The 26,353-nt window shown below is 39.4% G+C and carries 30 protein-coding genes; 4 read left to right on the top strand and 26 right to left on the bottom strand.

The genetic code is table 11. The features are described 5' to 3' along the window. Positions 1-20 precede the first annotated feature (20 nt). Together ACH6EI_RS08140 and ACH6EI_RS08135 are read left to right on the top strand one after the other, a co-directional pair. A complete protein-coding gene (locus tag ACH6EI_RS08140) occupies positions 21-443 on the top strand; it encodes a NucA/NucB deoxyribonuclease domain-containing protein (RefSeq protein WP_099000379.1) in 423 nt (140 codons plus the stop codon). Between the two features lie 163 nt (positions 444-606). Continuing rightward, complete coding sequence (locus tag ACH6EI_RS08135) at positions 607-951, top strand: DUF1516 family protein (protein ID WP_028414497.1); 345 nt, start codon at positions 607-609, stop codon at positions 949-951. A 40-nt stretch (positions 952-991) separates the two neighbouring features. Here the strand turns inward: ACH6EI_RS08135 and ACH6EI_RS08130 are convergent, their stop codons facing one another. From ACH6EI_RS08130 to ACH6EI_RS08035, 20 genes are all read right to left on the bottom strand, one after another. Continuing rightward, on the bottom strand, positions 992-1,585 hold the full coding sequence (locus tag ACH6EI_RS08130) for a hypothetical protein (RefSeq protein ID WP_028414498.1): 594 nt from the start codon (positions 1,583-1,585) through the stop codon (positions 992-994). 152 nt (positions 1,586-1,737) lie between these two features. Next, the gene (locus tag ACH6EI_RS08125) at positions 1,738-2,394 is read right to left on the bottom strand and encodes a TetR/AcrR family transcriptional regulator (RefSeq protein ID WP_028414499.1); all 657 of its coding nucleotides are present in this window, start codon (positions 2,392-2,394) and stop codon (positions 1,738-1,740) included. Positions 2,395-2,416: 22 nt separating this feature from the next. Next, positions 2,417-3,694 (bottom strand): glycosyltransferase, encoded by a 1,278-nt coding sequence (locus tag ACH6EI_RS08120; RefSeq protein ID WP_099000380.1) that lies wholly within the window; start codon positions 3,692-3,694, stop codon positions 2,417-2,419. 332 nt (positions 3,695-4,026) lie between these two features. Beyond that, positions 4,027-4,512, bottom strand: coding sequence for a hypothetical protein (locus ACH6EI_RS08115; RefSeq protein ID WP_108674790.1), 486 nt, complete (start codon positions 4,510-4,512; stop codon positions 4,027-4,029). A 78-nt stretch (positions 4,513-4,590) separates the two neighbouring features. Then, a complete protein-coding gene (gene fsa, locus ACH6EI_RS08110) occupies positions 4,591-5,259 on the bottom strand; it encodes a fructose-6-phosphate aldolase (protein ID WP_099000382.1) in 669 nt (222 codons plus the stop codon). A gap of 49 nt (positions 5,260-5,308) precedes the next feature. Next, positions 5,309-6,202: a phosphogluconate dehydrogenase (NAD(+)-dependent, decarboxylating) gene (gene gnd, locus ACH6EI_RS08105; RefSeq protein ID WP_014459235.1), complete on the bottom strand. Its 894-nt coding sequence runs from the start codon at positions 6,200-6,202 to the stop codon at positions 5,309-5,311. A 30-nt stretch (positions 6,203-6,232) separates the two neighbouring features. Beyond that, positions 6,233-8,227: a transketolase gene (gene tkt / locus ACH6EI_RS08100; protein ID WP_099000383.1), complete on the bottom strand. Its 1,995-nt coding sequence runs from the start codon at positions 8,225-8,227 to the stop codon at positions 6,233-6,235. Between the two features lie 28 nt (positions 8,228-8,255). Further along, complete coding sequence (gene zwf / locus ACH6EI_RS08095) at positions 8,256-9,758, bottom strand: glucose-6-phosphate dehydrogenase (RefSeq protein WP_028414505.1); 1,503 nt, start codon at positions 9,756-9,758, stop codon at positions 8,256-8,258. Positions 9,759-10,203: 445 nt separating this feature from the next. Beyond that, the gene (locus ACH6EI_RS08090) at positions 10,204-10,575 is read right to left on the bottom strand and encodes a hypothetical protein (RefSeq protein ID WP_034328210.1); all 372 of its coding nucleotides are present in this window, start codon (positions 10,573-10,575) and stop codon (positions 10,204-10,206) included. Positions 10,576-10,842: 267 nt separating this feature from the next. Further along, positions 10,843-11,697 (bottom strand): GAF domain-containing protein, encoded by an 855-nt coding sequence (locus ACH6EI_RS08085; protein ID WP_028414507.1) that lies wholly within the window; start codon positions 11,695-11,697, stop codon positions 10,843-10,845. A gap of 306 nt (positions 11,698-12,003) precedes the next feature. Further along, complete coding sequence (locus ACH6EI_RS08080) at positions 12,004-12,570, bottom strand: GNAT family N-acetyltransferase (protein WP_028414508.1); 567 nt, start codon at positions 12,568-12,570, stop codon at positions 12,004-12,006. 233 nt (positions 12,571-12,803) lie between these two features. Continuing rightward, positions 12,804-13,193 carry a VOC family protein gene (locus ACH6EI_RS08075; RefSeq protein ID WP_028414509.1) on the bottom strand — a complete coding sequence of 130 codons (390 nt, stop codon included), beginning with the start codon at positions 13,191-13,193 and terminating at the stop codon, positions 12,804-12,806. A 5-nt stretch (positions 13,194-13,198) separates the two neighbouring features. After that, positions 13,199-13,759, bottom strand: a complete 561-nt coding sequence (locus ACH6EI_RS08070) for a shikimate kinase (protein WP_028414510.1) — start codon at positions 13,757-13,759, stop codon at positions 13,199-13,201. 11 nt (positions 13,760-13,770) lie between these two features. After that, positions 13,771-14,223 (bottom strand): hypothetical protein, encoded by a 453-nt coding sequence (locus ACH6EI_RS08065; RefSeq protein WP_226313302.1) that lies wholly within the window; start codon positions 14,221-14,223, stop codon positions 13,771-13,773. Positions 14,224-14,453: 230 nt separating this feature from the next. Continuing rightward, positions 14,454-15,149, bottom strand: a complete 696-nt coding sequence (locus ACH6EI_RS08060) for an ABC transporter ATP-binding protein (RefSeq protein ID WP_028414512.1) — start codon at positions 15,147-15,149, stop codon at positions 14,454-14,456. Then, positions 15,149-16,234 carry an ABC transporter permease gene (locus tag ACH6EI_RS08055; RefSeq protein WP_028414513.1) on the bottom strand — a complete coding sequence of 362 codons (1,086 nt, stop codon included), beginning with the start codon at positions 16,232-16,234 and terminating at the stop codon, positions 15,149-15,151. Before ACH6EI_RS08055 ends, ACH6EI_RS08060 begins: the two co-directional genes overlap by 1 nt. Before the next feature lie 72 nt (positions 16,235-16,306). Beyond that, the gene (locus ACH6EI_RS08050; RefSeq protein WP_108674791.1) at positions 16,307-17,689 is read right to left on the bottom strand and encodes a sensor histidine kinase; all 1,383 of its coding nucleotides are present in this window, start codon (positions 17,687-17,689) and stop codon (positions 16,307-16,309) included. Beyond that, positions 17,686-18,360 (bottom strand): response regulator transcription factor, encoded by a 675-nt coding sequence (locus ACH6EI_RS08045; protein WP_028414515.1) that lies wholly within the window; start codon positions 18,358-18,360, stop codon positions 17,686-17,688. Before ACH6EI_RS08045 ends, ACH6EI_RS08050 begins: the two co-directional genes overlap by 4 nt. Before the next feature lie 163 nt (positions 18,361-18,523). Beyond that, positions 18,524-19,405, bottom strand: coding sequence for a PhzF family phenazine biosynthesis protein (locus tag ACH6EI_RS08040; RefSeq protein ID WP_028414516.1), 882 nt, complete (start codon positions 19,403-19,405; stop codon positions 18,524-18,526). Between the two features lie 14 nt (positions 19,406-19,419). After that, positions 19,420-19,764, bottom strand: coding sequence for a YunG family protein (locus ACH6EI_RS08035; RefSeq protein ID WP_028414517.1), 345 nt, complete (start codon positions 19,762-19,764; stop codon positions 19,420-19,422). A 190-nt stretch (positions 19,765-19,954) separates the two neighbouring features. Between ACH6EI_RS08035 and ACH6EI_RS08030 the strand changes: the two genes are divergently transcribed. Continuing rightward, positions 19,955-20,728 carry a DUF2628 domain-containing protein gene (locus ACH6EI_RS08030; protein ID WP_028414518.1) on the top strand — a complete coding sequence of 258 codons (774 nt, stop codon included), beginning with the start codon at positions 19,955-19,957 and terminating at the stop codon, positions 20,726-20,728. A 58-nt stretch (positions 20,729-20,786) separates the two neighbouring features. Here ACH6EI_RS08030 and ACH6EI_RS08025 read toward each other — a convergent pair whose 3' ends face one another. The 3 genes from ACH6EI_RS08025 to ACH6EI_RS08015 form a co-directional block, all read right to left on the bottom strand. Continuing rightward, positions 20,787-21,923 carry a sensor histidine kinase gene (locus tag ACH6EI_RS08025; protein ID WP_108674792.1) on the bottom strand — a complete coding sequence of 379 codons (1,137 nt, stop codon included), beginning with the start codon at positions 21,921-21,923 and terminating at the stop codon, positions 20,787-20,789. 80 nt (positions 21,924-22,003) lie between these two features. Then, positions 22,004-22,576: a GNAT family N-acetyltransferase gene (locus ACH6EI_RS08020; protein ID WP_028414520.1), complete on the bottom strand. Its 573-nt coding sequence runs from the start codon at positions 22,574-22,576 to the stop codon at positions 22,004-22,006. A gap of 347 nt (positions 22,577-22,923) precedes the next feature. After that, positions 22,924-23,229: a hypothetical protein gene (locus ACH6EI_RS08015; protein ID WP_051418588.1), complete on the bottom strand. Its 306-nt coding sequence runs from the start codon at positions 23,227-23,229 to the stop codon at positions 22,924-22,926. 516 nt (positions 23,230-23,745) lie between these two features. Between ACH6EI_RS08015 and yjcZ the strand changes: the two genes are divergently transcribed. Next, positions 23,746-23,895 carry a sporulation protein YjcZ gene (gene yjcZ, locus ACH6EI_RS08010; RefSeq protein ID WP_014459214.1) on the top strand — a complete coding sequence of 50 codons (150 nt, stop codon included), beginning with the start codon at positions 23,746-23,748 and terminating at the stop codon, positions 23,893-23,895. Positions 23,896-24,193: 298 nt separating this feature from the next. Here yjcZ and ACH6EI_RS08005 read toward each other — a convergent pair whose 3' ends face one another. The 3 genes from ACH6EI_RS08005 to ACH6EI_RS07995 all read right to left on the bottom strand — a co-directional run bounded on the left by ACH6EI_RS08005 (position 24,194) and on the right by ACH6EI_RS07995 (position 26,344). After that, a complete protein-coding gene (locus tag ACH6EI_RS08005; RefSeq protein WP_028414522.1) occupies positions 24,194-24,640 on the bottom strand; it encodes a GNAT family N-acetyltransferase in 447 nt (148 codons plus the stop codon). A gap of 20 nt (positions 24,641-24,660) precedes the next feature. Continuing rightward, positions 24,661-25,044, bottom strand: coding sequence for a MerR family transcriptional regulator (locus ACH6EI_RS08000; RefSeq protein ID WP_025751010.1), 384 nt, complete (start codon positions 25,042-25,044; stop codon positions 24,661-24,663). Positions 25,045-25,408: 364 nt separating this feature from the next. Continuing rightward, positions 25,409-26,344, bottom strand: coding sequence for an aldo/keto reductase (locus ACH6EI_RS07995; RefSeq protein WP_028414523.1), 936 nt, complete (start codon positions 26,342-26,344; stop codon positions 25,409-25,411). Positions 26,345-26,353: the final 9 nt, after the last annotated feature.

The raw sequence follows: 26,353 nt of genomic DNA, 5'->3' as shown, positions 1-26,353 counted from the left end.
TTATAAAGGAGTTTTACAGGTTGAAAAAAATTGTTTCTGGTATTTTAATTTTAGTAATAGCCGTTATTGTTATGATTGAAGGAAATCCGTTAGAGCAGAACTCTTCAACGAATACCTCCTACGATGAAGTCATTTCCTTCCCTGCTGATCGTTACCCTGAAACTGCAGCGCACATTCAACATGCAATCGATAAAGGAAAATCGGCTGTTTGTACAATCGATCGAGACGGTGCTGAAGAAAACCGCCGTGAGTCTTTAAAAGGCATTCCGACTGAAAGCGGCTATGACCGAGATGAGTTTCCGATGGCCTTTTGTGAAGAAGGCGGAAGCGGTGCAGATATTGAATATGTAAAGCCTTCAGACAACCGAGGCGCCGGGTCTTGGATTTCACATCAAGTAGATGAGTTTCCAGACGGTACGAAGGTTTTAATTGAAGTGAAGTAAAAAGAATGGTCATTGCGACCGTTCTTTTTTTATGTTGAGAGCCTGTATAAGAAAAAGAATAAAAAAGGAAGAATTGTTCTTGCCTAAAGATACTCTTCACTTTTAAAATAAAAATGTATGTTATACATATATGCATCATCGTTTTATAGGAGGAATGAGTTTCTTGGACAATCTATGGCAGCAGTTACTTCCTGCCTCATGGCAATTAACTTTATTTATTTTCTTTTTTGTCTATATCTTGCGCTACAAACAAGAGAATAAATTCAGCATGCAGCTTCACGTGCTGCTTAAGTTTCTTTATGCCGTTATTTTGATTTTAAATGCGGTGTTGTTTTTAGTGGAAAGTCAGCGCGATTTTCTTTTTTATGCAACGCTTTTCATGAGTATCCTGACAATTATTTTGATGGAGTTCACGCTTTCTGCAAAAAAACAGAACGAGCTTGATTTTATTTCAGCCGTTTCTTGCTGTGTTCTTCCGATTTTTATTTCTTTACTTGAACTTAGTTAATGAACCAAAGGCCTCTGGTGATTCAGAGGCCTTTTTGATGTTATTGATCTTTGTTGTTACGGTCCATCATATCTTTTGGATCTTCTACAATATCTTCTGGATCACGGTTGTTGTCTTTTTCATCATCTTTATAGATGTTGTCATTTTTATCTACACCAGGTACGTTATTGTTGTTATTCATATTGTCTAAACCCGTGTTGACAAACGCCACGTATACTTTGTCAATTTTACTATCTGCTTCTCTCACACGGTCCGCAATTTTTTGTTCAAAATCAGTTGAAACTTCATGATAAGTATCGCCGTTATACGTTACGGTGTTCACCTTGCCGTTATCGTTGTTGTCCGCTGCGTCATTTCCCGCTAAGTCTACCGTTACATAGGCATTATTATTATCGCGAAGCACATACGCATCGTCAACTTCCTTCATATCTTCTACATTTTGCGCTGCTTCAACTGACTTGGTCGGCTGATCAGTATTATCCATTGGAATATTGTTATCAACCCCGTCGTTTGTAGAAGTGTTGCGTAAGTCATTTTGAGTATTGTCCATTGCGTTATTGTCTTTATTTCCTCCACATGCAGCTAAGCCTGAAAGAAAAAGAACTGAAGAAGCAATGATAAGCCCTTTTTTCATTTTTTCCATCTCCTTAAATATAGTTTGCAGTCGTATTATGCTTAATTTTTGCAAAACTATTCAAAGGAGACGAAGAAGTGAGTACCTTTTTTCTCACTATACTTACCGCTGCTAGCCATACGATAAGGAACATTTCAAGATTGCAGCTGTACTTATTCACCTAACAGCTTTCGGACAGCTACTGACAGCGTATTGATATGACGTTCTACGTTTGCCTCTTCTGCAACTTGTTTCTGTTCATCGACGTTGTAAACCGGCGCTGGATTTTGTGTAATTCCATTAATCGTTGTAGCCATAAAAGCTAGCAGATCATCTGTTGGTACAGCCGGAGAGAAATTCTTTACTTCTATTTGTTCCGTAATAAAGTCGTGAAGCTTTTTTTGAATATATTTAAGGTTTGATACTTCAACTAGCTGATTTTCAATTTTCATAAAACGCTGAGGGTCTTTTGAATACAATGCTACTAGTTCAAAGTAAATTTCTCCTCCTGCTGTCATTGATTCCTGGATATGCTCTCCAATATACATAATGAAATCATGCAGCATTTCAAAGGAGTCTTTCTTTGTCTGAAGCAGGGCTTCAATTTTATCTTTTACTTTATAGCTGACGCTTTCTTGATTAAGAAGTCCGACAAATACTTCATCAAGGTTTGAAAAATATTTGTACACGCCTCCTTGACTCATTCCAGCTTCCAAAACGATATCTCGCATGGCTACATCATGCACCGGTTTGCTCTTGCATACTCTTTTGGCTGCTTCTAAAATCTCTTGCTTCTTTTTTTCAGCGTATCCTTCCCTTACTTTTGGCATTTTTTTCACGCTCGCTTACTGTTTATTTATTCCCGAATGTCTCGAGTGTATTAATAATCACCTGAGCTGCTTTTTCGGCTCCTTGTTCAGCTCGGATTTGTTTTCCGATTTCTTGTGCTTTGGATTGAATTTCATTAACTTGCGTATAGGAAATAGCTGCGGATAATTTTTCAGCCGTCAATTCTTTTCTAGGAATGGCTTTTGCTCCAGCTCCCAGCTCATAAATTTTTCTTCCCCAAGCGAATTGGTCATTTCCATAAGGAATAATAACACTTGGAACGCCAGCTCGAAGGCCTTCGGCTGTTGTTCCCGCTCCTCCATGATGAACAACGGCAGACATTTTAGGAAACAGCCACTCATGAGGGATATCTTTTACAAATAAAATGTCTTCTGTTATCTCCCTCGTATGATTCATTCCACTTCCTCCTATATTGATGATACCTCGTTTCCCGGCAAGTTTTAAGGCTTTAATCACTAAAGCAGTCGTTTCGCCTGCGTTTTTTTTATCCCCAATACTTCCAAATCCAATATAAACCGGCGGTTCTCCATTCTTTAAAAATCTTTCCAGCTTCTCTTCCGGCTCATAGCTATGGTCACTGTCCATAAACCAATTTCCGTAGGAATGAACGTGTTCAGGCCAATCTTTAGATACGGAAAATACGGCGGGACTTGATGAAATAATAGTTGGGTTAGCTGCTGTACGCTGCTTTGGGTACGGACATAAAAAATCTTCAGGTCCTTCTCCATGCTGCTGAACCCAATATTTTTTTAAAGGACCACTTACTACTTTCCAAAATCCCCATTCAAAAATGCGATGCGTCAGCTTATTGTATATTTTTCCAAATCGTGGTCGATCATAAAAAATTAAAGCTGGATAGTCTTTTGTTGGTGTCATTGGAAAAGGGCTGGCTAAGATACTTGGTATATTCATCTCTTTAGCAGCAAAGTAACCAATTGCCGCACCTGGATGATATACAATTGCATCGGCTCCTTTGCATGCTTTGTGCAAATCTTCTTGTATATTAATCATCATACCCATCATCTTTTCATTTTTTAAGCTTGAAAAAAATTTGAGAGGATTGTCTGCATTAATTGCGTCGTCTGCTGCTCCGCTCTCTATAATTTTAGAAACATCTCCTCGAAGCATGGCATATTCAAACCCGTACGATTCTATGAAGTTTTGGTAAGCTTCTGAAGCGGCAATTCGTACACGGTATCCTTTCTTTTTTAACTCTAATCCTAAAGCCATAAAAGGCTGGGTGTCTCCTCGAGTTCCTGTTGTTAACATCGTAATAAGCATCATTTCAGCCTCCTTATATTAAAACGACAACTATGTCGTTTTAATATAATGTACCCTTCTCCGATTAATTCGTCAATAAAAACGACAATATTGTCATTTTTATTGCTACCCTTTATTTTCCTAAGGCTCTTTTCGTAAAGTTACATAGTTGAATTTGCTTGTCTTAAGTCCAAAAACGTAACATAGATGTCTTTAATCATTGAGAAAGCGCCTCCTGAAAGAGTATTCTAAAGATAACGCCCTCTTTATAAAGAATGAAAAAAAGATGCTTCGGGTTTTAAACGAAGCATCTTTTACCTATTAGAGCTATGAATAGTTACCTATTTTTCAAGTTAAACTGCTCGTGAAGCAGCTAATTTCTCGATTGGGGCTTGTTCAATGTCTGCTGCTGAAATATGCAGCAACTTTTCTAAAATAGCCGTTATGCCCTCATTTGTTTCATTAGTTTTTTTACAGTCATTAATATGCTGGTTTAATTGCTTTTTATAAGCCTCGGTATGAATGAGCCAATGACTTAAAAGCTCTTTTGTTGCCGTTCTTTCGTCTTCGCTTTTAGCTCCAAATAAACTTTCCATATCAGGTTCTTGAATAATTAGCTTACTAAAATCTTCGCTTACTGCAAGCCAAAAATAGTTTTTTTCGTATTCGTAATATCTGTGTTCTTTTAATAAAAAGTAGCCAATTTCAAATTCAATGCGATAGAGCGGCTGGTTAACTTTCGGCGCATGAAGGCTTTTAAAGTTAATATGCTCTGCATCGTCTACATAAACTTCTGAACCGTATTGGGTTTTAATAATTTTAGCGTCTACTGTATTCATGATGTTTACCTCTTTAGGGATATTATGAGAGAACGCGTGCATTCTTTTTCTAGAATGCGCACGTTCTTTATCTTTTACTTAGTTTTGAACAGCGTTTTTCCAATCAGCCGCAAACTTTTCAATTCCTTGTTCGGTTAAAGGATGTTTAACAAGCTGCTCAATTACTGAATACGGAATGGTTGCAATATGAGCTCCGGCAAGGGCTACGCGTGTAACGTGGTCCGGATGTCTTACAGAAGCCGCAATGATTTGAGAATCGATATTTTGAATGCGGAACAGCTCGGCAATTTTAGCCACAAGCTGTACGCCGTCTTCTGAAATATCATCAAGGCGACCAAGGAATGGAGATACATACGTTGCACCTGCACGAGCTGCTAAAAGCGCTTGGTTTACAGTGAAAATAAGCGTTACGTTTGTTTTTACACCTTTTTCAGCAAGGTAGCGAGTCGCTTCCAATCCAGCGAGTGTCATTGGAAGCTTAATCGTAATGTTTTGATCTCCGCCGTTAATTTTGATTAATTCTTCTGCTTGTGCAATCATGTCTTCTGCTGTTTCGGCATCCGGCGTCACTTCTGCTGAAACGGATTCTACTTCTGGAACGGTTTTTAAAATTTCTTCAATACGATCTTCAAACTTTACGCCTTCTTTTGCAACAAGAGAAGGGTTTGTTGTGACGCCAGATAAAACGCCCACTTTGTATGCTTTTTTAATATCGTCAAGGTTTGCAGTATCAATAAAAAATTTCATTTTTTCATTCCTCCATTAGTTTTTTTTACTATACCCACTATTTCACTTGTTATTTCTTTTCCACAGCATGACCGCCAAACTCGTTTCGAAGCGCGGAAACTACCTTTCCTGTAAAGGTATCATCTTCAAGCGAGCGATAGCGCATCAGTAAAGACATCGCAATAACCGGCGTAGCTGTTTGAAGGTCTAGAGCCGTTTCGACCGTCCACTTCCCTTCACCAGAAGAGTTCATAACTCCTTTGATGTCATCTAGCTTAGCATCTTTAGAGAATGCATTTTCCGTTAATTCCATGAGCCATGAACGAATAACTGACCCGTTATTCCATACTCTCGCCACTTTTTCGTAATCATAGTCGAACTGGCTTTTTTCAAGAACTTCAAATCCTTCTCCGATTGCTGCCATCATGCCGTATTCAATGCCGTTATGAACCATTTTTAAAAAGTGGCCGCTCCCTGCTTCTCCAGCATATAGATATCCGTTTTCTACTGCTGTATCGCGGAAGATAGGTTCAACAATTTCCCACGCTTCACGATCTCCGCCAATCATATAGCAAGCTCCGTTACGAGCGCCTTCCATTCCGCCAGATGTTCCAACGTCCATAAAGCGAATTTTGTTTTCTTTTAACTCGTTATAGCGTCGAATAGACTCTTTGTAATGAGAGTTTCCGGCTTCAATTACGATATCTCCTTCAGCTAAAAGAGGAGATATTTCACTAATAACAGAATCAACAACCGTATGAGGAACCATCAGCCATACGACTCTTGGCGTTTCTAATGACTGAACAAGCTCCTGTAAGCTTGATACTCCTGACGCACCGTACCCTTTCATTTGTTCCACTGCGTTTGAATTTACGTCAAATGCTACAACGTCATGACGCTGATCCAATAAGTTTTGTCCTAAGTTAATCCCCATTTTCCCTAAACCAACTAATCCTACTTTCATGTGAACAGCTCCTTCTATTTGTCTAATTGTTTAAGCCTTTAGCAATTCTTTTGCTTGTGCCACTACGTTTTCTTCTGTAAATCCAAACAGCTTCATCACATCAGCTCCGGTTCCTGAAGCACCGAATGTGTCAATAGCTAACACTTTTCCTTTCTGTCCTACAAAACGTTCCCAGCCAAGTGAAATTCCCATTTCTAGAGAGATTCGTTTTGAAACAGATTCAGGCAAGATGCGCTCTTGATACTCTTTTGACTGTTTGCCAAACAGCTCCCAGCTAGGCATTGCTACAACTCGAACAGATGTACCTTCACGCTCTAGCTGAGCTTTTACACTGACCGCTAGTGCTACTTCAGAACCTGTGGCGATGAAAATCATCTCCGGGTTATCGTCTGTTTCAGTTAATACGTAAGCACCTTTAGCTAGGTCGTTGATATTTTGTTTTGTTTCTTCAAATACAGGCAAGTTTTGACGGCTAAGCACTAAGGCTACAGGACCTTCCGCTTGCTGAAGCGCGTAAGCCCAAGCGCTTGCTGTTTCGTTTGCATCAGACGGACGGATTACGGTAAGCCCTGGAATTGCACGAAGAGAAGCTAAATGTTCAACGGGCTCATGAGTTGGTCCATCTTCTCCTACTGCTATGGAATCATGAGTAAATACATATGTGACCGGCAGCTTTTGCAGTGCAGCTAAACGAATCGCTGGACGCAAGTAATCATTAAAAACAAAGAATGTGCTGACAAACGGCTTCACACCGCCGTGAAGGGCCATTCCATTACCGGCCGCTCCCATTGCATGTTCACGTACGCCGAAATAAATATTTCGATTACCGAAATATCCGGGTGCGTAAGGGCCTTCTTCTTTAATGTCCGTCATCGTGGAATGTGATAAATCAGCACTGCCTCCAAAAATAGATGGCACAGATTTAGTGAAATAATTAATAGCTTCTCCGCTTGCAACACGCGTCGAAATCGCTTTTTCCGATGAGAATGTTAAAATATCATTCACTTCAATTAGTGCCTCACCAGTAATGGCACGTTCTAATTCATCTGCCAGCATAGGGTATTCTTTTTGGTAAGAAGCAAACAGTTCGTTCCACTCTGCTTCTGCTTTCATCCCTTTTTCTTCTAGCTTTTCAAAATGAGCTTTTACTTCTTCTGGAACATAGAAGTTTTCTTCAGCGTCCCAGCCGTAGGCTTGTTTTGTTGCTTTTGCTTCTTCTTCTCCAAGCGGATTGCCGTGTGCTTTATTTGTTCCCGCTACTTTTGGACTTCCGTAGCCAATAATTGTTCTCACTTCAATGAGTGTTGGCTGTTCCGTGTTCTGTTTCGCTTTTTCGATGGCGCTTGTGATTTCATCCACGTCATTTCCATCTTCTACACGTAAATACTGCCAGTCCGCAGATTCCGCTCTTTTTTGGATATTTTCGCTAAATGAAAGATTTAATTCCCCGTCTAACGAAATATCGTTGGAGTCATATAAAGCAATAAGTTTACCAAGCTTCATATGGCCAGCCATTGACATCGCTTCATAAGAAATGCCTTCCATTAAGTCACCATCGCCTACTAACGTATACGTATAGTGATCAATAACAGAGAAATTTGGTTTATTAAATTTTGCCGCTAAATGAGCTTCTGCCATTGCCATTCCGACTGCATTTGCAATTCCTTGACCTAAAGGACCTGTTGTTGCTTCTACGCCGTCCGTATGGCCAAATTCAGGATGACCCGGTGTTTTACTATTTAGCTTGCGGAAGCCTTTTAAATCTTCTACTGATACATTGTATCCGCTTAGATTCAGCATGCTATACAGCAAGCTTGAGCCATGACCGGCTGATAAGATAAAACGATCTCGGTTAAACCAGCTTGAATTTGCCGGATTATGCTGTAAGTGATTCGCCCACAGCGCATAGGTCATCGGAGCCGCTCCCATCGGAAGTCCCGGGTGTCCTGAATTAGCTGCGTTCACCGCGTCAATTGACAGGGTACGAATCGTATTAACTGCGAGTGTATCTATGTTGGTACTCATGTGTCATCCTTCTTTCGCTTTGTTTGTATTAAACTGGCTGCACTTCGCGTGATTGACTTGCTGTTTCTTCATCCAACCACCATTTAAAGCCGTCTTTTTCTACCAGTGCATGTGATGCATCAGGGCCGTATGAACCAGCAGCATATTTGTGAAGCGGCACTGTATTTTCCTGAAATGCTTCAAGAAGCGGCTGAACCCATTCCCAAGCTAGCTCTACTTCTTTCCAATGAGCAAAAAATGTAGAATCTCCGGCGCATGCATCTGCAATAAGGCGTTCATATGCTTCCGGTGCTCCTTCTTGCTGACCTGAAAAATTAATTTGTACAGGCTCAATATGACCATGATTAAATGGATTTTTGCTGTTTAACTGCAGCGTAATATTTTCGTGCGGGTTAATTTCAATGATCAACAGATTTGGAGATGTTGTTTCTCCTTTGTCTAAGTACAACTCTTTTAGCGAGTCTTTGAATTCAATAACAATTCGCGTCGCTTTTTCCGCCATTCTTTTCCCTGTACGAATGTAGAAAGGAACGCCGTTCCAAAGCGAATTATCGATATATAGTCTGGCTGCTAAAAACGTGTCCGTCTGAGAAGATGGTGATACACCGGGCTCATTTATGTAGCTCGGCACTGAAGCCCCGTTTATTTTTCCAGCCTCATATTGACCGCGAACAACGTCTAGATCCATATCTTCTTTTACAAGCGGACGAAGCGCTTTTAACACATTTATTTTTTCGTTTCGAATATCATCAGCGCTAATGCGGGCCGGTAAGTGCATAGCCGTCATCATCAGCATTTGCAGCATATGATTTTGAACCATATCTCGAATGGCTCCTGAATGGTCATAATAGCTTGCTCTTTCCTCTACGCCGACCGTTTCACTTGCTGTAATTTGTATATTCGCAATATGTTCGTTATTCCATAATGATTGAAGAATAGGATTAGCGAATTCCAGCGCTTCTAAATTTTGTACCATCGACTTGCCAAGATAGTGGTCAATGCGGTAAATCTCTTCTTCTTTAAACGCTTTGCTTAAGTTTTCGTTTAATTGACGAGCTGACTGTAGATCATGGCCAAACGGTTTTTCAATAATTAACCGTTTCCAACCTTTTGTAGCACCTAAGCCACTGTCTTTAATATGCTCGGCAATCGTACCAAAAAATTCTGGTGCAACGGATAGATAAAACATTCGGTTGCTTGGAATGTTTCGTTCCTCTTCGCGTGCTTCTACTAGATTTAACAACTTTTTATAATCTTCAGCATTCGTTGCATCCAATGGGCTGTAGCGAAAAGCTGAAAGAAAATGCTGCATAAGAGATGAATCTTTTTCGACGCGACGTGAAAAAGTATGAATAGACTCTTTTACTTTTTCCTGAAAGTCAGCGTCGGACATCTCCCTTCTGCCTAGTCCTACAACAGAAATTGATTTAGGGATTTTCCCGTCTACAAATAAATTATAGAGTGCAGGATAAATTTTGCGTTTCGCTAAATCACCTGTTGAACCGAATAAAACAAAAGTCATCGCTTCCATATCTCTTCCTCCTGTTAGGAAAAATATAATCTTTAAAAAGTAACTTTTCTTTCATTCGTTACTTTATGTAACCTATCTTATTCCTGAAATATTTTTTCGTCAAGATATAAAACTCATAAAAAATCATTTCAATTTTCTTTTGTTCTTTAAACCCTATAGCCGCTTATCTTAGATAATTTATGGAAAAATAATGAAAATACTTTTTAGTTGAATTTAGAAAATAAATCTGCTTTAATGGATTTGATAGAATTGTATGAAAGTAAAAGCATACATAATGTTTGCATATGTACCAAGGGAAAATATCAAAAGGTGGAAGTAATATGGAAGCTCAGCTAATCAAGATGCCTGAAGATCTATCTGTTTTTCACATAGAAAAATCGTAGCTCAATCCAAAAGAGTCACCGGAAGTTGACCTCTTTTTTTGAGCTACACTCACACTTTAACTTTAATGCGTCACTGCGACAAGAAGCATAAGCATCATATAGAGGTTAAAAACAGCAAGTAAAACAAGAACGATATAGACTAGTTTTTTACCTATCTTACCTAAAAAGTAGACGTTGACTAACATAAAATACACGCCTGCTGCGCATAAAACGAACGTAAGAAACTCTTTACACTCGTTCAATGTCATTTGAAAATCTTGATTATAGTAAATTCGGAGATCTTTACTAATAGCGAACGGCACGGTCCACCACCTGATCAAAATTCCAATAAACATAAGTATCCCTATTGTGTTTAAAGTGGACTGAAGTGTTCTCCGCTGTTTCTTTCTCATATCCACATCCGTTTGTGCGGACCTTTTAAAGTTTGTTCGCATGTATTTCCCCCCCATGATGTTTTTGCATACAGCAAAAAGGGTCATCAGCCATACACAGGTCTCTCCCCCGGCTATTTCTTACACCACCAAAAGGTGCGTAATGATCATCACGCAAGGCTTCAATGAAGCTACATTCTTTATCTATATTCACTTTATGCTGCATTTGATGCTTTCACAGCTTCTGAGCATACCAGCTTGTTTTTCGTTTCGTATTGAATTATATACATACACAAAAATAAGCCCTGGCTGATAGAGCCAAGGCTTGGTTCATGTTTTGATTAAGTTATACCCCACACATTGAAGAGCTTGTTGAATATTTTTCACGACTTTTAACTGTAAGTTTCTCAAATCATGATTTTTAGTTTGCTCTTTCGCAAATGTGGGGGTTACACCTGTTATAACTGCTTGAGCACCCATGAGCTGAAGTGCTGTAATCATTTTCAAGAAGAAATTCGGAAACTCTTTTTCTCTCAGAAGCAGCTTCGATAAATCAATGATAAAGTAATCTATTTCATTATGAGCTGCATCGTGAAGCACATCTGTCATAATCTGATCCGCACGCTCTTTATCAATAATACCTTGAAGAGAAAGAATCGAAACCCCCTCTGTAATCGGAATAATTGGGACGCTTAAAAATCCCATCTGATATCGTGTTTCATCCAGATCGATCATATGGGATAAGATACCTGCCATTGATTGTAAAAAAGCGATATCTTCTCCTGAAAATTCTTTTTCTTCCTTGTCCATTACACAGAGTGTTCCAAATACATTTCCTTTTAAATCTTTTAATGTAACACCTAAAAAACCTTTTACCTGCAATTGATCCGTTACTTCTAGCTGTCTTGTAACGGCATCCTTCATCAGATTTGCCGTATGCATAACGTCTCCGTCATTCATAATAATTAAGCGGCAGTATGTACCTCCGTATTCAACGCTGTATCCTTCAGGAATAATCTCTTCCTTCTCGTTATATGAGCTGAGGACCGTCATCGCTGTTTCTCCTCTTCTAGTTACGTACGTTGTGCTGACATTCAGCTGTTTGGTAATAACCTCAAATAATTTTTGCGAAACAGACCGCAGTGAATAAAAATGAGGAACTTTATTTTCTCCATCAACGTTCATTTAGTTACCTCCATCGCAACTATCATTCTCTCTGCCATAAGTGCATTCTTTCATAAAGATACGCACAGCTTGGCTATAACTTTTTTGTAGTATGAGAGAGGACAGCTATATTGCCTATTTTCTATCTTATACATACCAGATTTGACATATGACATGATTTCACATAAGAAAAACTTCTTCCGTTCATGAAGGAAGAAGTTTTAAATTATATAAAAATCTCACACGTCCCCATTTTCCCTCTATTCCCCATATTAGGATATATCAAACTAAACTGCCTAGTTCAATGACAACATAGCACAAAGGGTATTAGAGCTCCTGCTTCATCTTTTTGTTCCATTCTCTTCGCAGAATTCCCATTTTGACGCTATCAAAATATTCACCGTTTACGATACGTGCTTCTCTGATTCTTGCTTCTTCTTTCATACCTATTTTTGCCGCTGTTTTGATCATTCTGATATTGCCTGACCACGTAGACATGCCGAGTCTATGCAAAGGTGTAAACTCAAATAAAAAGTCGATCCACATTCCATAAGCTTCTGATCCATATCCTCCGCTCCAATAGTCTGAATCGTAAATGACAATTCCAGTTTCCATCCAGTTTGTACGTTTGTCCACCCAGTAACAGTTCACCGTTCCTACAGCTATTTCATCAATAATAACCGCAAGCATTCGGGGAACTGATGGATAAATCTCATACTCTTCTTCCCATGAATTCATATACTTTTCTTTCGTCAGCTTTCGATCTGGTATGTACGGAGCATTCCATTTTTTCGCTTCTTGTTTTTTCTCTTCGTATTTCCAGTAATAGAGCGTATTAACATCTTCCTGTGTCGCTTCTCTTAATAACACTTTTTCTCCTATTAATTTTATCATGAGAGGCATTACTCCTTGATTTATGAAATGGCTTATTAAATTTTAGAAACTTAAAGCGACTCTTAATACACGTTTATACAATCATAGCGTTAAATAATGAAGAAAAGGAGTAAATTTATAAAGAATAGTATTGCTACTGCCAATCAGCAGATGAAAATGAAAAGTAACTTATCCTGCTTTGCCTGTAAAACACCGAGACAATATATATGCTCCCGGTGTTTTTTGTTTTTGCTCTATTTATTATTCGCGTTTTCCATAACTGCAAAATAGTTACCTTCACTGTCTGAAAAATTAAAGACTTTTCCTGAAGGCATCGATACAATTTCTCCCACCGTTACGCCTTTAGCAGTTAAATCTCTATATAATTCATCCACATTCTCCGTAAAAAACAGAAGCGAAGGTGTCCCGACATTTAATTCCGGCTGCATTTTTGCTATTAGCTGTTTGTTATGAAGGATAATGGTTGTTTCAGCACCCGCTACCGGCGCTAGCTCAATCCACTTCATGCCTTGTTCATTATTTTGTTCGGACATAACCTGAAATCCCATTTTTTCTGTCCAAAACTTTACCGCTTGATCTTGATCGTTTACATACACCATAATTTGACCGATTTTTTTAATCATTGCTTTCACTCCTTCGATATAGATGAAATAATTTCTTTTGCTACTGTATCTGCCGACTTTTCCTTTGTGTAAATTGTTTGCTTTGCCAGCAGCTCATTTGACGGATGCGTTACAAAATGTTTGTTAAGCTTAAAAACATCTTCATCATCCGTTATTTGCTGCAGTCTTTGATGTAATAGTTGTATGGACTCTTCTTTATCAGCACTGGGAAGCAATAAAAATAGAGACTGATAAGGTTTTAATATCTTTTCTACTTGCTGAAACAGTCCCATGTCTTCGTAGACCGAGTGACCGGCGCCAAAATCAATGACCGCATGTTTGTACTCTTCTAGTATTCTTTTAACGGCATAGGCTTCAAACGGCTTCCAATAGGCGTACATACCCTGAAACCCTTGTTTTTCTCGAATGTCCTGCTGTGTTTCTTTGCTGAAACCTATTTCCTCGTAGTAAGAAAATCGCACTTCGTCCATTGAGCACTGAGGAATACTTAGTTTTTGCGCTACTTTTTCACCAACCGTCGTTTTACCCGCGCATATAGGTCCAATGAGAATAATAGGGGGTTGCATAGGCTCTCTCCTTATTTCACTTCCAATACAAACGCGTACGATGCATCTCCATTAGATACATTTTTTTGACTTTCATCCATCCACCACACTGAATATGAGTAGTAGTACGTGCCTGATTCAGAAGGTGCTTTCAGCTTATTTTTCTTCAGTGGTATTTCCACTTCATGGCTGTTTTGTATTTGTGCCATATGCTTTTCGTTGGGCTGCCGCTTATACTTGATAACAAGCGATAGCGATTCATTTGCTTTTACTTTAATCGGCTGTTCTGTTTTTAACAATTCTAAAGGGCCTGCTTTATCCACACACGTGTTTTTCCAGCAGTAAGTGCCAACTTTTGTTTCATAAAGATGGTTGCTTGCTTCGAGATACGCTTTTGGCGGGAATTCTTCAAGAAATCCACTGCTTGAACATCCTGTAAAGCTTGCTATGATAAGTCCACCTGCAGCTGTCTTCCATTTCTTCATCATTTCATCACCTTTTTACTATTTCTTCATTGTTCTGTTATCTCCTGTTTCTTACTTTCTAAATAGCATTGCTTTATTTTCAATACACGCTTTTTAATAAAATGGAATATGAATACCTAACTGATTTACTAATAAAGGAGTGAACGTATGAAGGCGCCAAACCGAGACGACAAATATGCACATGATGAAGAACGCAAAAAAGTGCTGCTCTTGTCAAGAGCAGCACTTTTTTAGACTTGCACGCTATTTGATTCTACTAATTTCCCATCTTCCATCCACACAACGCGATCGCATAAATCCAGCATTCTTTGGTCATGGGTAACCATTACAGCCGCTTTTCCCCTTAGCTTCACTTCATCTGCAAGCATTTGAACGACCGCTCTTCCTCGCTCTGAATCCAAGCTTGCCGTCGGCTCGTCTGCGAAGATAATTTCAGGGTTATTCATCCACGCTCTTGCAATCGCTACCCGCTGGCGCTCTCCGCCGGATAGACTTTCAGGATAGTGATGTTTTCGATGGGCAAGCCCGAGCTTTTCAAGCAAATCATCCGCTCTTTTTTTTGCTTCTTGATTTCGATTTCCTTCTAGTTCCGTGACAAGAAGAAGCTGATCGCGAACCGTTAAATACGGGATTAAATTAGCTGATTGAAAGATAAAGCCGATTTTCTTGAGACGAATGCTGTTCATTTGTGATGGAGACATTTTATTAATCTCGTCTCCGTCAATAATTACACGTCCGCTAGACGGTGAAAGCAGCGCGCCAGCAATGGATAAAAAGGTACTTTTCCCAGAACCAGAAGGACCGACAATCGCCACAAGCTCTCCCGCTTTTACACGCAGCGATAGATCATTTAACACGACTACAGCGTTTTCTCCGTCTCCAAACGACTTGCTAACACTCTCTAAAACTAATTTTTCTTCACTCATTATACAGCCCTCCCAATCGCTTCAACCGCATCTACTTTTGCTACGCGATACAGCGACAATAATGAACTCAGTACAGAAACGGCTATAAACAGCGCGGAGCAGCCTGCGATTAGCGATAAATCCAAGTGAAATGGCATTGAATCAGGCAATATAGCAGCTACTCCGTATGTCAATCCAATACTAATAGCGAGACTGCATAAAGTTAACACAACCACTTGAGATAAAATCGTTCGCGCTAAATAGCTTGTTTTTGCTCCTATCGCTTTTAACACGCCAAACTGATTCATTTTTTGAAGCGTCATCACGTAGAAGAAAACGGCTAAGACAAAAGCTCCAATGATAAACAGAAACGCGACCATCATTAAAAGTGAGCCCTGTTCTTCTTGATAACCCGGAATTCCTTTTAACGCTTCATCCTTACTGATTACATCGATTTCAGCTTCTTTTTTTTGAAGAGTCTGTGCTTGCTGGCTGTTCATATTCAATACGACTGCATTAAAAGCACCTGTGCTTTCAATTGTCTTCCACTCTGTAAGATTAATATGAATAACAGGCGCGTGACTAAACGACTGATTTTTTGTAAAACCAACAATTGTAAAGCTTTTTCCTGAAGCCGTATCTTTTATCGTATCACCTAGCTTTACTCCTTCTTCTTTTAGCGAAGAGTCCGCCACGGCTTCATGTTTCGCATCGTCCGTAATCATCTTCCCTTCCGTTATGTTCGGAGCTAAAAAGCCGCTTGTGCTTATGGCAAAAAACGAGGCGTCTATTTTTTTCTCTTTTCCTTCATTTATAACGGCTGTCATCATCACACCAAGCGGCTCAGCTTTTTTCTTTCCCCTTAGTTGTTGAATATCTTCTGTTTTGTTTGTTGATAAAACAGAGCGCGTCAGGCGCTGATCCGCTTCTTTTTGAAGCGCAACGTAATTTCCTTTCATTTCTTGAACAGCTGAAGCATTGTCAGAGGAAAGCCCTTTTGCTAAGCCTGATACAAAAAGCACAAGCCATACAATTAACACCATAATCACGCCAATGAGTAAGTAGCGCAGCTTCGCATGTTTTAATTCACGTAAAGCCAAAAACATCTTTCTTTCATCTCCTTTTTTCATTCTATTTAAAGTATAAAAACAGAAAATGAATGGAAGATGAACGGCTCATTACATTTTCGGAAGATAGACGTGAAAAGTGCTGCCTTTTCCTTTTTCGCTTTCAACGTGAATGGAACCTCCGTGCATGTCGACAATTTGCTTCACAATCGCTAAACCAAGACCGCTGCTTCCTTCCGTCCGGCTTCTTGCTTTATCTTCCTTATAAAAACGATTAAAAATATGCGGGAGGCTTTCTTTTGACATACCGATTCCCGTATCTTGAAACTCCACGTGGCAATACGTATCTTCCATACCAACGCGAAGAGACAGCGTTCCTCCTTCTTCCGTGAACTTTACGCTGTTAGTAATCAAATTTGTCCACACTTGATGAAGCAGTTTTTGATCGCCTGAAATCATCGTTGAAGGAAGATCCATTTCAATGGCCAATTCTTTTTCACGCCAGCTCCACTCCGTCATGAACAGCACTTGCTTGATTTGAGTTGCAACGTCAAACGTGCTTTTTTCGATATGCTCACTTTCTTTATCAAGTGAAGCAAGCGTAAGCAGCTGTTTGCTGAGGGACGACATGCGCCGGCTTTCTTCTTCAATAATAGACAGATACTCATTTCTTTGTTCATCTGAAAGGTCAGCAGAACGGAGCGTTTTCGAAAACCCTTGAATGGACGCCAGCGGAGACTGAATTTCATGTGACACGTTCGATACAAATTCCTGGCGCATCTCTTCAAGCTGCTCTAAACTTTTAGCCATTTCGGAAAAATGTGAAGCAAGCGCGCCGATTTCGTCTCGGCGCTTTACGTACAGCTCAACGTTGTATTTTCCTTTCGCCACTTGCTTTGTTGCTTTCGTTAGCTTGACGATTGGTTTTACTAAATAACGCGTGCTAATAAGTACAAACAAAATGCTTAATACAATCATCAGCAGTAAAATGACCGAGAAAAAAATGCGCATTTCCCCGAACTGCAGCTGAATATCAGGGCGAATAAACAGCGCTTGCTGCTTGTTACCCTCTCCTTTTAACGGCACGCCGATGGTATTAGCTAACACATTATCAAAAAACCCCGTCACAAACACCTGTGAAGGAAAGTTTGCAATTCCGTGATACATTTTGCCTTCTAACACTTGTTTGACAGCACTCTTTTCTAAGCGCTGGTTTCTAAACTCTCGTCCGTAAAACGTCTCATGTCCAGTGCTGTCCACTACATATATTTGATAGCCAAGTTTACTAATATGCTGTAAATAAGACTGTTGATCTACGCCTCTATTGCTTTCGTAAAAGCTCACAATGTCTTTTGCCATACGCGTAAGCTTTTGATCGTTATAAGGTTTTAAGCTGTACTGATAATAAACGTTCGCCACAATAAACGCGAGGAGACTGCTAAATACCATCACAGCAATCGTTGTCAGGACAATCCGCAAATAGAGCGTCTTCATTTTGCCGTCACCTCAAGCTTATAGCCGACGCCTCGAACCGTCGTAATGACAAAATCATCGGTATGTTCAAACCGCTCGCGCAGCCTTTTTACGTGTACATCAATTGTGCGGTTATCTCCGTTAAAATCCGCTCCCCATATCAGATGAATTAATTCTTCTCTTGTGAAAATTCTTCCTGGATAGCTCGCGAGCTGAGCTAATAATTCAAATTCTTTCATTGGAAGAATGAACAGTCGTCCGCTGCAGTGCACTTCATAGCTTTTTCGGTCAATAGAGGTGCTGTTCAGTACGATCATCTTTTCATTTACCACTTCGTATCGGCGAAGCAGTGCTTTGATTCGGAAAATCAATTCTTTTGGTTCAAACGGCTTTGTCACATAGTCATCCGTTCCCGCTAAAAAGCCTTTTTCTTTGTCTTCGAGCTGATCTTTTGCTGTTAATAAAATAATGGGAAAATCATAGTAGCTGCGTATTTCTTCGCAAACTTCATATCCATCTTTATGAGGCATCATAATATCGACAACCGCTAAATGAATGTGCTGCTTAGCAAGCAGACCCGAAGCTTCCTCTCCGTCTTTTGCTTCATGAACCATATAGCCTTCAAGCTGCAAATAGTGACGAACTAATTGCCGCATATGCTCATCGTCATCCGCCAGTAAAATGTGAATCATTTTTTCTACCACTCCTTTTATGAACCATTTAAAATGGCGGCCTTTTGGCCGCCATCATTTATTCTTTCACTTTCTATCTGTTTACTAGTGTAACCAAACGCCGTGTTCATATTGCGTTTTTATTAGGGTAGAGACTTATTGTGAACAGCAGATGAACAGCTTGTTACAAAATCCATTCACCGCGCGCAATCATCTCTACTTTTCCGCCTACTTTAATGTGAAAAGTTTCTCCGTCATAACTAGCTTTTACATACAGCAGTGAAGGTCTTCCTATTTCGTATCCTTGTTCTACACATATGTCAATAGCTTGCTGATTAAAATAACCGTATTTGACTAAATATGCTGCTAAACAGCCGTTGGCGCTGCCAGTTGCCGCATCTTCTGGAACGCCGTAATAATCAGCAAAATCTCGCACGTTTACGTGATGATCTTCGTGATAGGTTTCCGGTGAAAAGACCATAATTGCTTTTGCTTCCGTGTTTTCTATCAGCTTGAAATATTTTTCTTTGTCTACGTTTATCTCTTTAGCTGCTTCTAATGATGTTAACGGGACAAGGATGACCGGCAGACCCGTGGATACTTCTTGAACGGGAAAACGCATATCGATATAAGTTTCATCAAGGTTTAACACGTCCGCCACCTGCTTTTTATCTAACACTTTCCCAAACGTCGGCTGACCTTGTGTCATCCACAGTACATCTTTTTGTTCATCATATGTAACGGGCGTAGGACCTGCTTTATAATGAAGAATAAGCTCCTCTGTATCTTTTTCTTCTAGTTCTTCTCGGATAACACAAGCGGTACCGAGCGTCGGATGGCCTGCAAATGGTACTTCTTCATTAGGTGTAAAAATCCGCACGTCATATTCTCCTTTTTGCGGAGAAGCCGACGTAATGAACGTCGTTTCAGAGAAATTAATTTCTTTAGCCATTTGCTGCATCTCTTTGTCTGAAAGGCTTCCTGCGTCTTTAAAAACGGCTAGCTGATTTCCCGTATATTTTCTCTGTGCAAATACATCAACAATGGAATACTGAATAGTTTTCATTCCTGTGTTCCTTTCTAACGCAAATTTTTATGTACAAAATGGGTCATTACTTTTTTCTTTAAAGCCTCATATTGCTCCTCATTCGTATCCATAAACGCTTCTTCCCGACTGGATAAAATATCTGCGTAATGGAGAGGCTCACGAAATTGTTCTTGTGTAAAATCATAGCGCTGTTCGTTGAGCTGATTATAGAAATGCCAGCCTTCTTTACACGGAGTTTTTAAAATATCTCCTCCTTTGATATCTTGAACGACAAGAGCTGTCACGCCGCACTGTCCTTTAGCAGGATTGTCAGCCGTCCACTTCGTGCTCGAATGAATTGACCACGATTGATGCAGGGCTTTCTTTAAACGATTCACGTTGGGGAAGCTCCTTTTTCTTCAAATCTACCATATTCTTCTTTTTTATGAAAGTTCTCATTAAAAAATTGACAGCGCAAATATTCTTACTTTAAAAATAATTTAAGGAAGAATAGAAAAATACTAGAAATAATGTATAATAATAGAGTCATTTTAGATGATAGATTATAAACAATGAAAGGTGTTTTAAATGGAAGAACAAGCAGTAAATGAACTCCTGTCTTTTGAAGAAGAGTATAAAGTAGTTCAAACAAATACGCCGTATTATGATTTGAAATGGGGAAAAACAGCCAATCCAGCTAAAAACAACACGTGGAACTGGGCAGCCTTTTTTCTGACAAGCGCTTGGTTTGCATACCGAAAAATGTATAAGCACTTTTTTATTTTAACGCTTATTGAAGTATTTTGGTTTTCCCTTTTGTGCTTTGTAGACATACCAGAGTGGTCGGATGCAATTGTATTCGGCGGTGCTTCACTTATTACAGGGCTATGTGCCAACCGCTGGTATTATAAACACGTTAAAAACGTGTTAGCTCGAGCCGAAGCTCAGCCGGAGCAGCGGAAAGAAGCTTATTTGCAAATAAAAGGCGGCACTCACATCGGAATTGCTATTGGTTTAAGTATCTTAGCGCTTGTGATTACGTTTGGAGTCGGAGCGGGATTATCATATTTACCAACAAAAACAAATATTAAAGATGTGGTTCGCTACGGCGACGAAGCAATTACGCTTGAAACGTACAACGATCATCCAAAATGGACCTATATTAAAAAAGAAGGCCGTCATCACGTTGTACAATTTACCGGCTACGATTATACAGAAAAAGAGCATGTGCGCATTGTGTTTAACGTTTATTTGGATAAACAAATTTACGAATGGGACAAAATTTACATCAACGGCAAAAAGTTAAACAAAAAAGATGCGGAAGACTATGAATACTGGATTGAAGACAGTTCAGCATATTAAAAAAGTCAGCCAAAAAAGAAAGGATGAGTGCGTACTCTCCTTTCTTTTTTGTTTTATCTTAAAGCGTCAAAGGCAGCTTCACCGTCACTACTGTCCCGTTCTCATCACTTTCAATCGCAAGCGTACCGTTATGCTCGTTGATGATCGTTTTACAAATAGAAAGCCCTAACCCCATGCCTGTTCCATCTTTTGTTGAGAAAAACGGATTTCCTACTTTATTAATAATGGATAGCGGAATCCCAGAACCGGTATCTTGAATGTCAATAAGAGCCCAATCTTCCCATTCTTTGATAATAAGATTTACTTCCCCGTGTTTCTTTTTCTCCATTGCTTCAATGGCATTTTTCAAAAGATTCATAAACACTTGTCTCATTTGAGCAGGATCGACTGATACAAGTGGAATGGCTCCTTCTATTCTTACGTTCATTTCGACATTATACAGCGCAGCTTCACTTTTCAAGAAAGCAACGGTATCATGAATAACTTCTACAATCGATACGATTTCTTTTTTAGGCGCTGTTGGCTGCGTGACAAGCAAGAAGTTGTTAATAAGTTCATTCATACGATCCAGTTCATCAAGAACAATTTTTTGAAAAGGCTCTGCCTGCTCATTTTCATTAAATAAAAATTGAATAAAGCCGCGCACCGACTGCATCGGGTTTCGAATCTCATGCGCTAACCCTGCTGCTAGCTGCCCTACGAGTGCCAGCTTATCAAGCTGCAGAATTTTCTCTTGAATTTTCGGCAAAACAGCCGCTTGATTTTTATAAATAATATGAGACAAAATACCAGCCAGCCGGTTTAACCCTTGAATTTCACTTTCGCTAAACGGATAAGGATCCGGATCGACCGCACATAAGGTACCAAACATTCTCCCATCTTCTAGCACAATAGGTGTTCCTAAATAAGAACCTACCCGGGCACCATCAATGATGGCTAAATTAGACGTTCTAACATCGCGTTTTGTATTGGGAATAACAAGGGGTTCATCACACGTGACTAAGTTGCATACCGCAAGCTCTAACGGCAGCATCAGTCCATCCTCTACAAGGCTTCCCCCTTCTTTATTAAAGGCTTTCATAACTGAAAATTGTTCGTCGAAAATCCCTACAAACAGCGTCCTGCTTCCGACTACTTCGCTGGCCATCTGCAATACATCCCAAACGGCTTTTTCATTGATGTTCCTCTCTTCCATTACCTTAGTCACCTACTATTTAAATATAGACTGTTCTATTCTCTTATTCTCATTATAAATTTTAAATGTACAAACGTATATCAAAATTTTAAGAACTCGTTTATTTCTTCTATTTTGTCATTAGGGTTAAGGATAGCTAAGACTTGATGATCTTCCCATATGCCATTAATATTTACATTTTTTCTAGCGATTCCTTCTCTATGAAACCCAGCTTTTTCGAGTACGCGCTGAGAAGGCACATTACGTGGCATCACCCCAGCTTCAATGCGGTGAAGATGCAGCTCTTCAAACGCATAGTCAACAAGTGCTTTTATGGCTTCTGTTGCGTACCCTTTCCCATTATGATGGTGATCTAAAAAATAGCCGATAACTGCGCTTTGTAAAGATCCCCGCATCACTTGAAAAAGACTAATGGTGCCAATTAATTTATTATTCTCTTTTTGAAAAAGACCAAAATAGTATTCTTGATCGTTTTTCCTATTCTCTTCGTGACGCTGAATTTTTTCTACTTGGCTCTCTAATGTATAAAAAGAATGCTCTCGACTCATAGAAAACTGCTTAAAAAAGTCTCGATTGTCCTTTTGCAATCGGAGGCTGTCGTGCGCATCGCTGGCAGTCAACGGGCGCAAATAAATAGTGTGGCTTTCAATCATGTTATGTCTCTCCCTCTTTTACTTCTCACAGAAAGTTGTGTAAAAAGAATGCTTCGTTAATATCTTCCATTTTCTCACATAGTAAGCGTTTCTTACTGTAATGTAAAGAACCAAAAGCACGATTCTAACATCTTTTCTTTATCTCTTCCTGCCACTATTTTTTATTTCTTCACTATGTAAAATCAAAAACCACCTGGAAAAATGACCAGGTGGTTTTATATATGAGATGGGGTGTACGTTCTGATTCACTGTGGATGGATATAATGCCTTACGTTTCCAAACAGACTTCCTTATAGAAAAGAATGATATAAAAAATACTTCTTCTGAGATTTTTCTTTTATTTATATTTAACAGCCGCAGCCAAAGCCATAACCGCCGTAGCCGCCATACGGATAACCACCGTAACCGTATCCGTAACCGCCATAGCCATATGGTGATAGCAGTGAGCCTGCTACTAGCCCACCTGTTAATCCTCCTAAAAATGGACCTCCAAAGCCATAGCCGAATGGTCTGCCAAAGCCAAAGCCAAACGGGCGTCCAAAACCAAACGGTCTGCCAAAGCCAAACGGCCTGCCAATAAACCTTTCATCTGCGTGTTGAAGTTGATGATCTTGAGCATACATAGTAGGTAAAAAATGCATTTCTGAATCCATAAGAGAAACCTCCGTTTTTTTATTTTTTACTTTCACCCAAGAATATGCATTTACCTATTCGCTGTCTTGGGCAAATATCTTGGTTATGCTGAAAATAAGGGAAAAGAATTACAAAAAAAAGCAAATGACTAAGTTTATATGAAAATGAGCTTGATTTCTCTTTAGTACCTAATACATACAAAAGAAGCGGATCCTGACTTAGAAGGGTATACGGAAAGTACTAACATGTTTACTTCATAGTAAAAAACAAGAAGCCGAAGAAAAAATTCTTCGGCTTCTACTTCATTATGTACGCAGGCTAAGGAGGAAGTGGTATTAGCCTGCTTCGTTATAACATGGGGGCTCATATATGAGATCTTGGGATGATTCATCCTATGTAGAAAGTGAGAAAAAGTACCGTGTCCATCTTATTTTCTTATCTTTTTTTATTTTCATTGAAATCATTGGATATTTTTGGAGCACTTTTGCATTTCAGGCATATGTTAAAAATGTACTCAGAACTTGGAGGTGAACTATATGGGCTTCTATGGTGGCTGTGGTTATGGCGGTTACGGTTACGGCGGTGGCGGCTGCGGATTTGGCAGTGGCTTTGCTTTAATCATCGTATTATTCATTTTATTAATCATCATCGGCTGTGCTTGCTGGGGAGGATTTGGCGGTTGCTAATCATTAGAAATAATGATGAACAGCTTCATTTTCACTAATTTTTTTACCAAAAGCTAGCTTTCCACTTTATTATGAAAAAGCAGTGTCCACATAATGGGCACTGTTTTTAGGTGTGCTCACAATGAGACTCACCACTGAGAAAAAACCACGGGCTTTTTAATCTACCGTTCCTTGTTTACGCCTTCTCATTACCTTATTTTTCTTGTTCATACTTCCCTTTCTTCTACATATTAATAGGTAAAAAGAGTAATTAAAAAGAGAGCCACTCTGCAGCTCTCTTCCCGCTTTATGTAAAAAATTATACAAACGATTTTTTCAAGACGACCCGCTGATCATTTACAGTATAGCCGTTTCTTTCATAAAAAGCCTGTGCAGCTCCTCCAGTCGCCGTTAAGAGATACAAGCTGTTGATATCGTGTCTTTGAAGTTCGTTCTCAAACCGGCTTAAGATAGCTGAACCATATCCTTTTCCTTGCACGCTTGCACTGACGCAAAGCTCGGCCACGTAAAAGGTCATACCGCTGTATGATTTTTTCGCGTGACCTGCAATCATTCCAATCAACTCTCCTTGGTCATAAAATAAATAGCCTATAAATTTAGGCGTGTTCAGTAGATCAGTCAGCCTTTCTTTAGCTGATTCTTCCGTCCATGGTTCATCCCAAGGCTTTTTTGTAAATACATCTAGATACAAGTCAATGCACTGCTGTATATTCTCTGCAGTGAGAGGTACTACTTTTTCGATCATTTTTACGCTTCCTTTTTTGTTTAGTTTGAAGGCTTGTTAACAATTCGCTCGTACATTTCCGGCAGGTGCTTAATTTTATAATCAATCGTCTCAAGCTTGTGATGGATTTCTTCGATTTCTTTTTGCACCGCTTTTTTATGGTCCATCAGCATTTGCAGACTTTTATCAAGCACGGCATTTTCAAGCGTACAGTTTTCAATAAGCGTTCGAATATCCTTGATTTGCATACCCGTGCTTTTTAAACAGCAAATTAAATCAATCCATTCAATATCTTGTTCTTTAAAAATACGATTTCCTGACGCTGTACGATCTAAAAATGGAAAAAGCCCTTCTTTATCATAATAGCGAATGGTATAAATTGTCACGTTCAATTTCTTCGCAACTTGTGAAATGGTATACGTCATACTGCTTCCTCCTACATCTTAACCTTCTCAGAAAAACATCATGATTTTGCCTTGACCTCTAGTTATCTCGAGGATTTATTCTTTTAGAGTCTTCTTCATTGCGCTTTTTATGCTGCAGACTTTTTGTACAAGCAGCAACATACATTCAACTCAGAAAGGATGATACGATGAATACTGCTCACATGATGCTTACCATTGTAATCGGCGGTTTTATTGCCTTTTTATTAGGTTTTGGCGTCACAAAAATAATTGAGCTGCTGCTAACTCTTTTTCTAGCTTAACCAGTAGTTCTTATCGTAAAACGCAGGTAACTCCGTTCTATGTTCGAACGGAGTTACCTGTTTTATTTTAGAGACTAAAGCGGTTAAGGCACCATGTTGCCAGCGGCTTTATAAATATCGTACCATTCTTGGCGTGTTAACTTGATTTCTGAACCTTTGCTTGCATCTTTCATACGCTGAATATTTGTCGTACCAAGTACTACTTGAATATTTGCAGGATGCGTTGTAATCCACGCAACGGCAATCGCTGTATTCGTCACGCTATATTTACTTGCGATGCGATCAATTACTTCGTTTAGCTTTCCAAATTTCTCTTTATCACCTAGGAAAGGACCTTCAAAAAATCCGTTTTGGAACGGCGACCATGCTTGAAGCGTGATATCGTTCAAACGGCAATATTCAAGCACGCTGCTGTCGCGGTTAACAGCTTGATCAATTCCCATGTTTAACGAAATACCAGAATCAATGATTGGCGTATGTGCGATGCTGAACTGCACTTGGTTTACGACAAGCTTTTGGTTAATATATTTTTCAAGCAGCTGAATTTGCGCTGGGTTGTGATTCGATACACCAAAGTGACGTACCTTTCCGCTGTTTTGCAGTTCGTTAAATGCTTCTGCTACTTCTTCAGGGTCCATTAGTGGATCTGGACGATGCAGTAATAAAAGATCTAAGTAATCTGTTTTTAAACGCTCTAAGCTGCCGTTAACAGAGTCTATGATATGCTTCTTTGAAAAGTCATAGTAATTTTCCGCTGCGTTAATGCCGCATTTGCTTTGAATCACCATTTTTTCACGAAGACTTGGGTTCATTTGTATAGCGTTTGCAAAATATTCTTCGCATTGCCCTACATAATCAGGACCGTAAATATCAGCATGATCAAAAAAGTTAATTTCTTCTTCCATCGCTGTGCGGATTAGCTTCTCTGCTTCTTGTAAAGAAAGCTCTGTTAAACGCATGTTTCCCATAATTAAATTTGATACGTGTAAGTCAGTATTAGCAATTGTATGATACTTCATGTAAAGCCC

It is taken from the genome of Priestia sp. JSM ZJ58 (assembly GCF_044383985.1).
Classification (GTDB): domain Bacteria; phylum Bacillota; class Bacilli; order Bacillales; family Bacillaceae_H; genus Priestia; species Priestia zanthoxyli.
The sequence above is the reverse complement of the archived record's forward strand: the minus strand, read 5'-3'. Positions and strand labels throughout refer to the sequence as shown.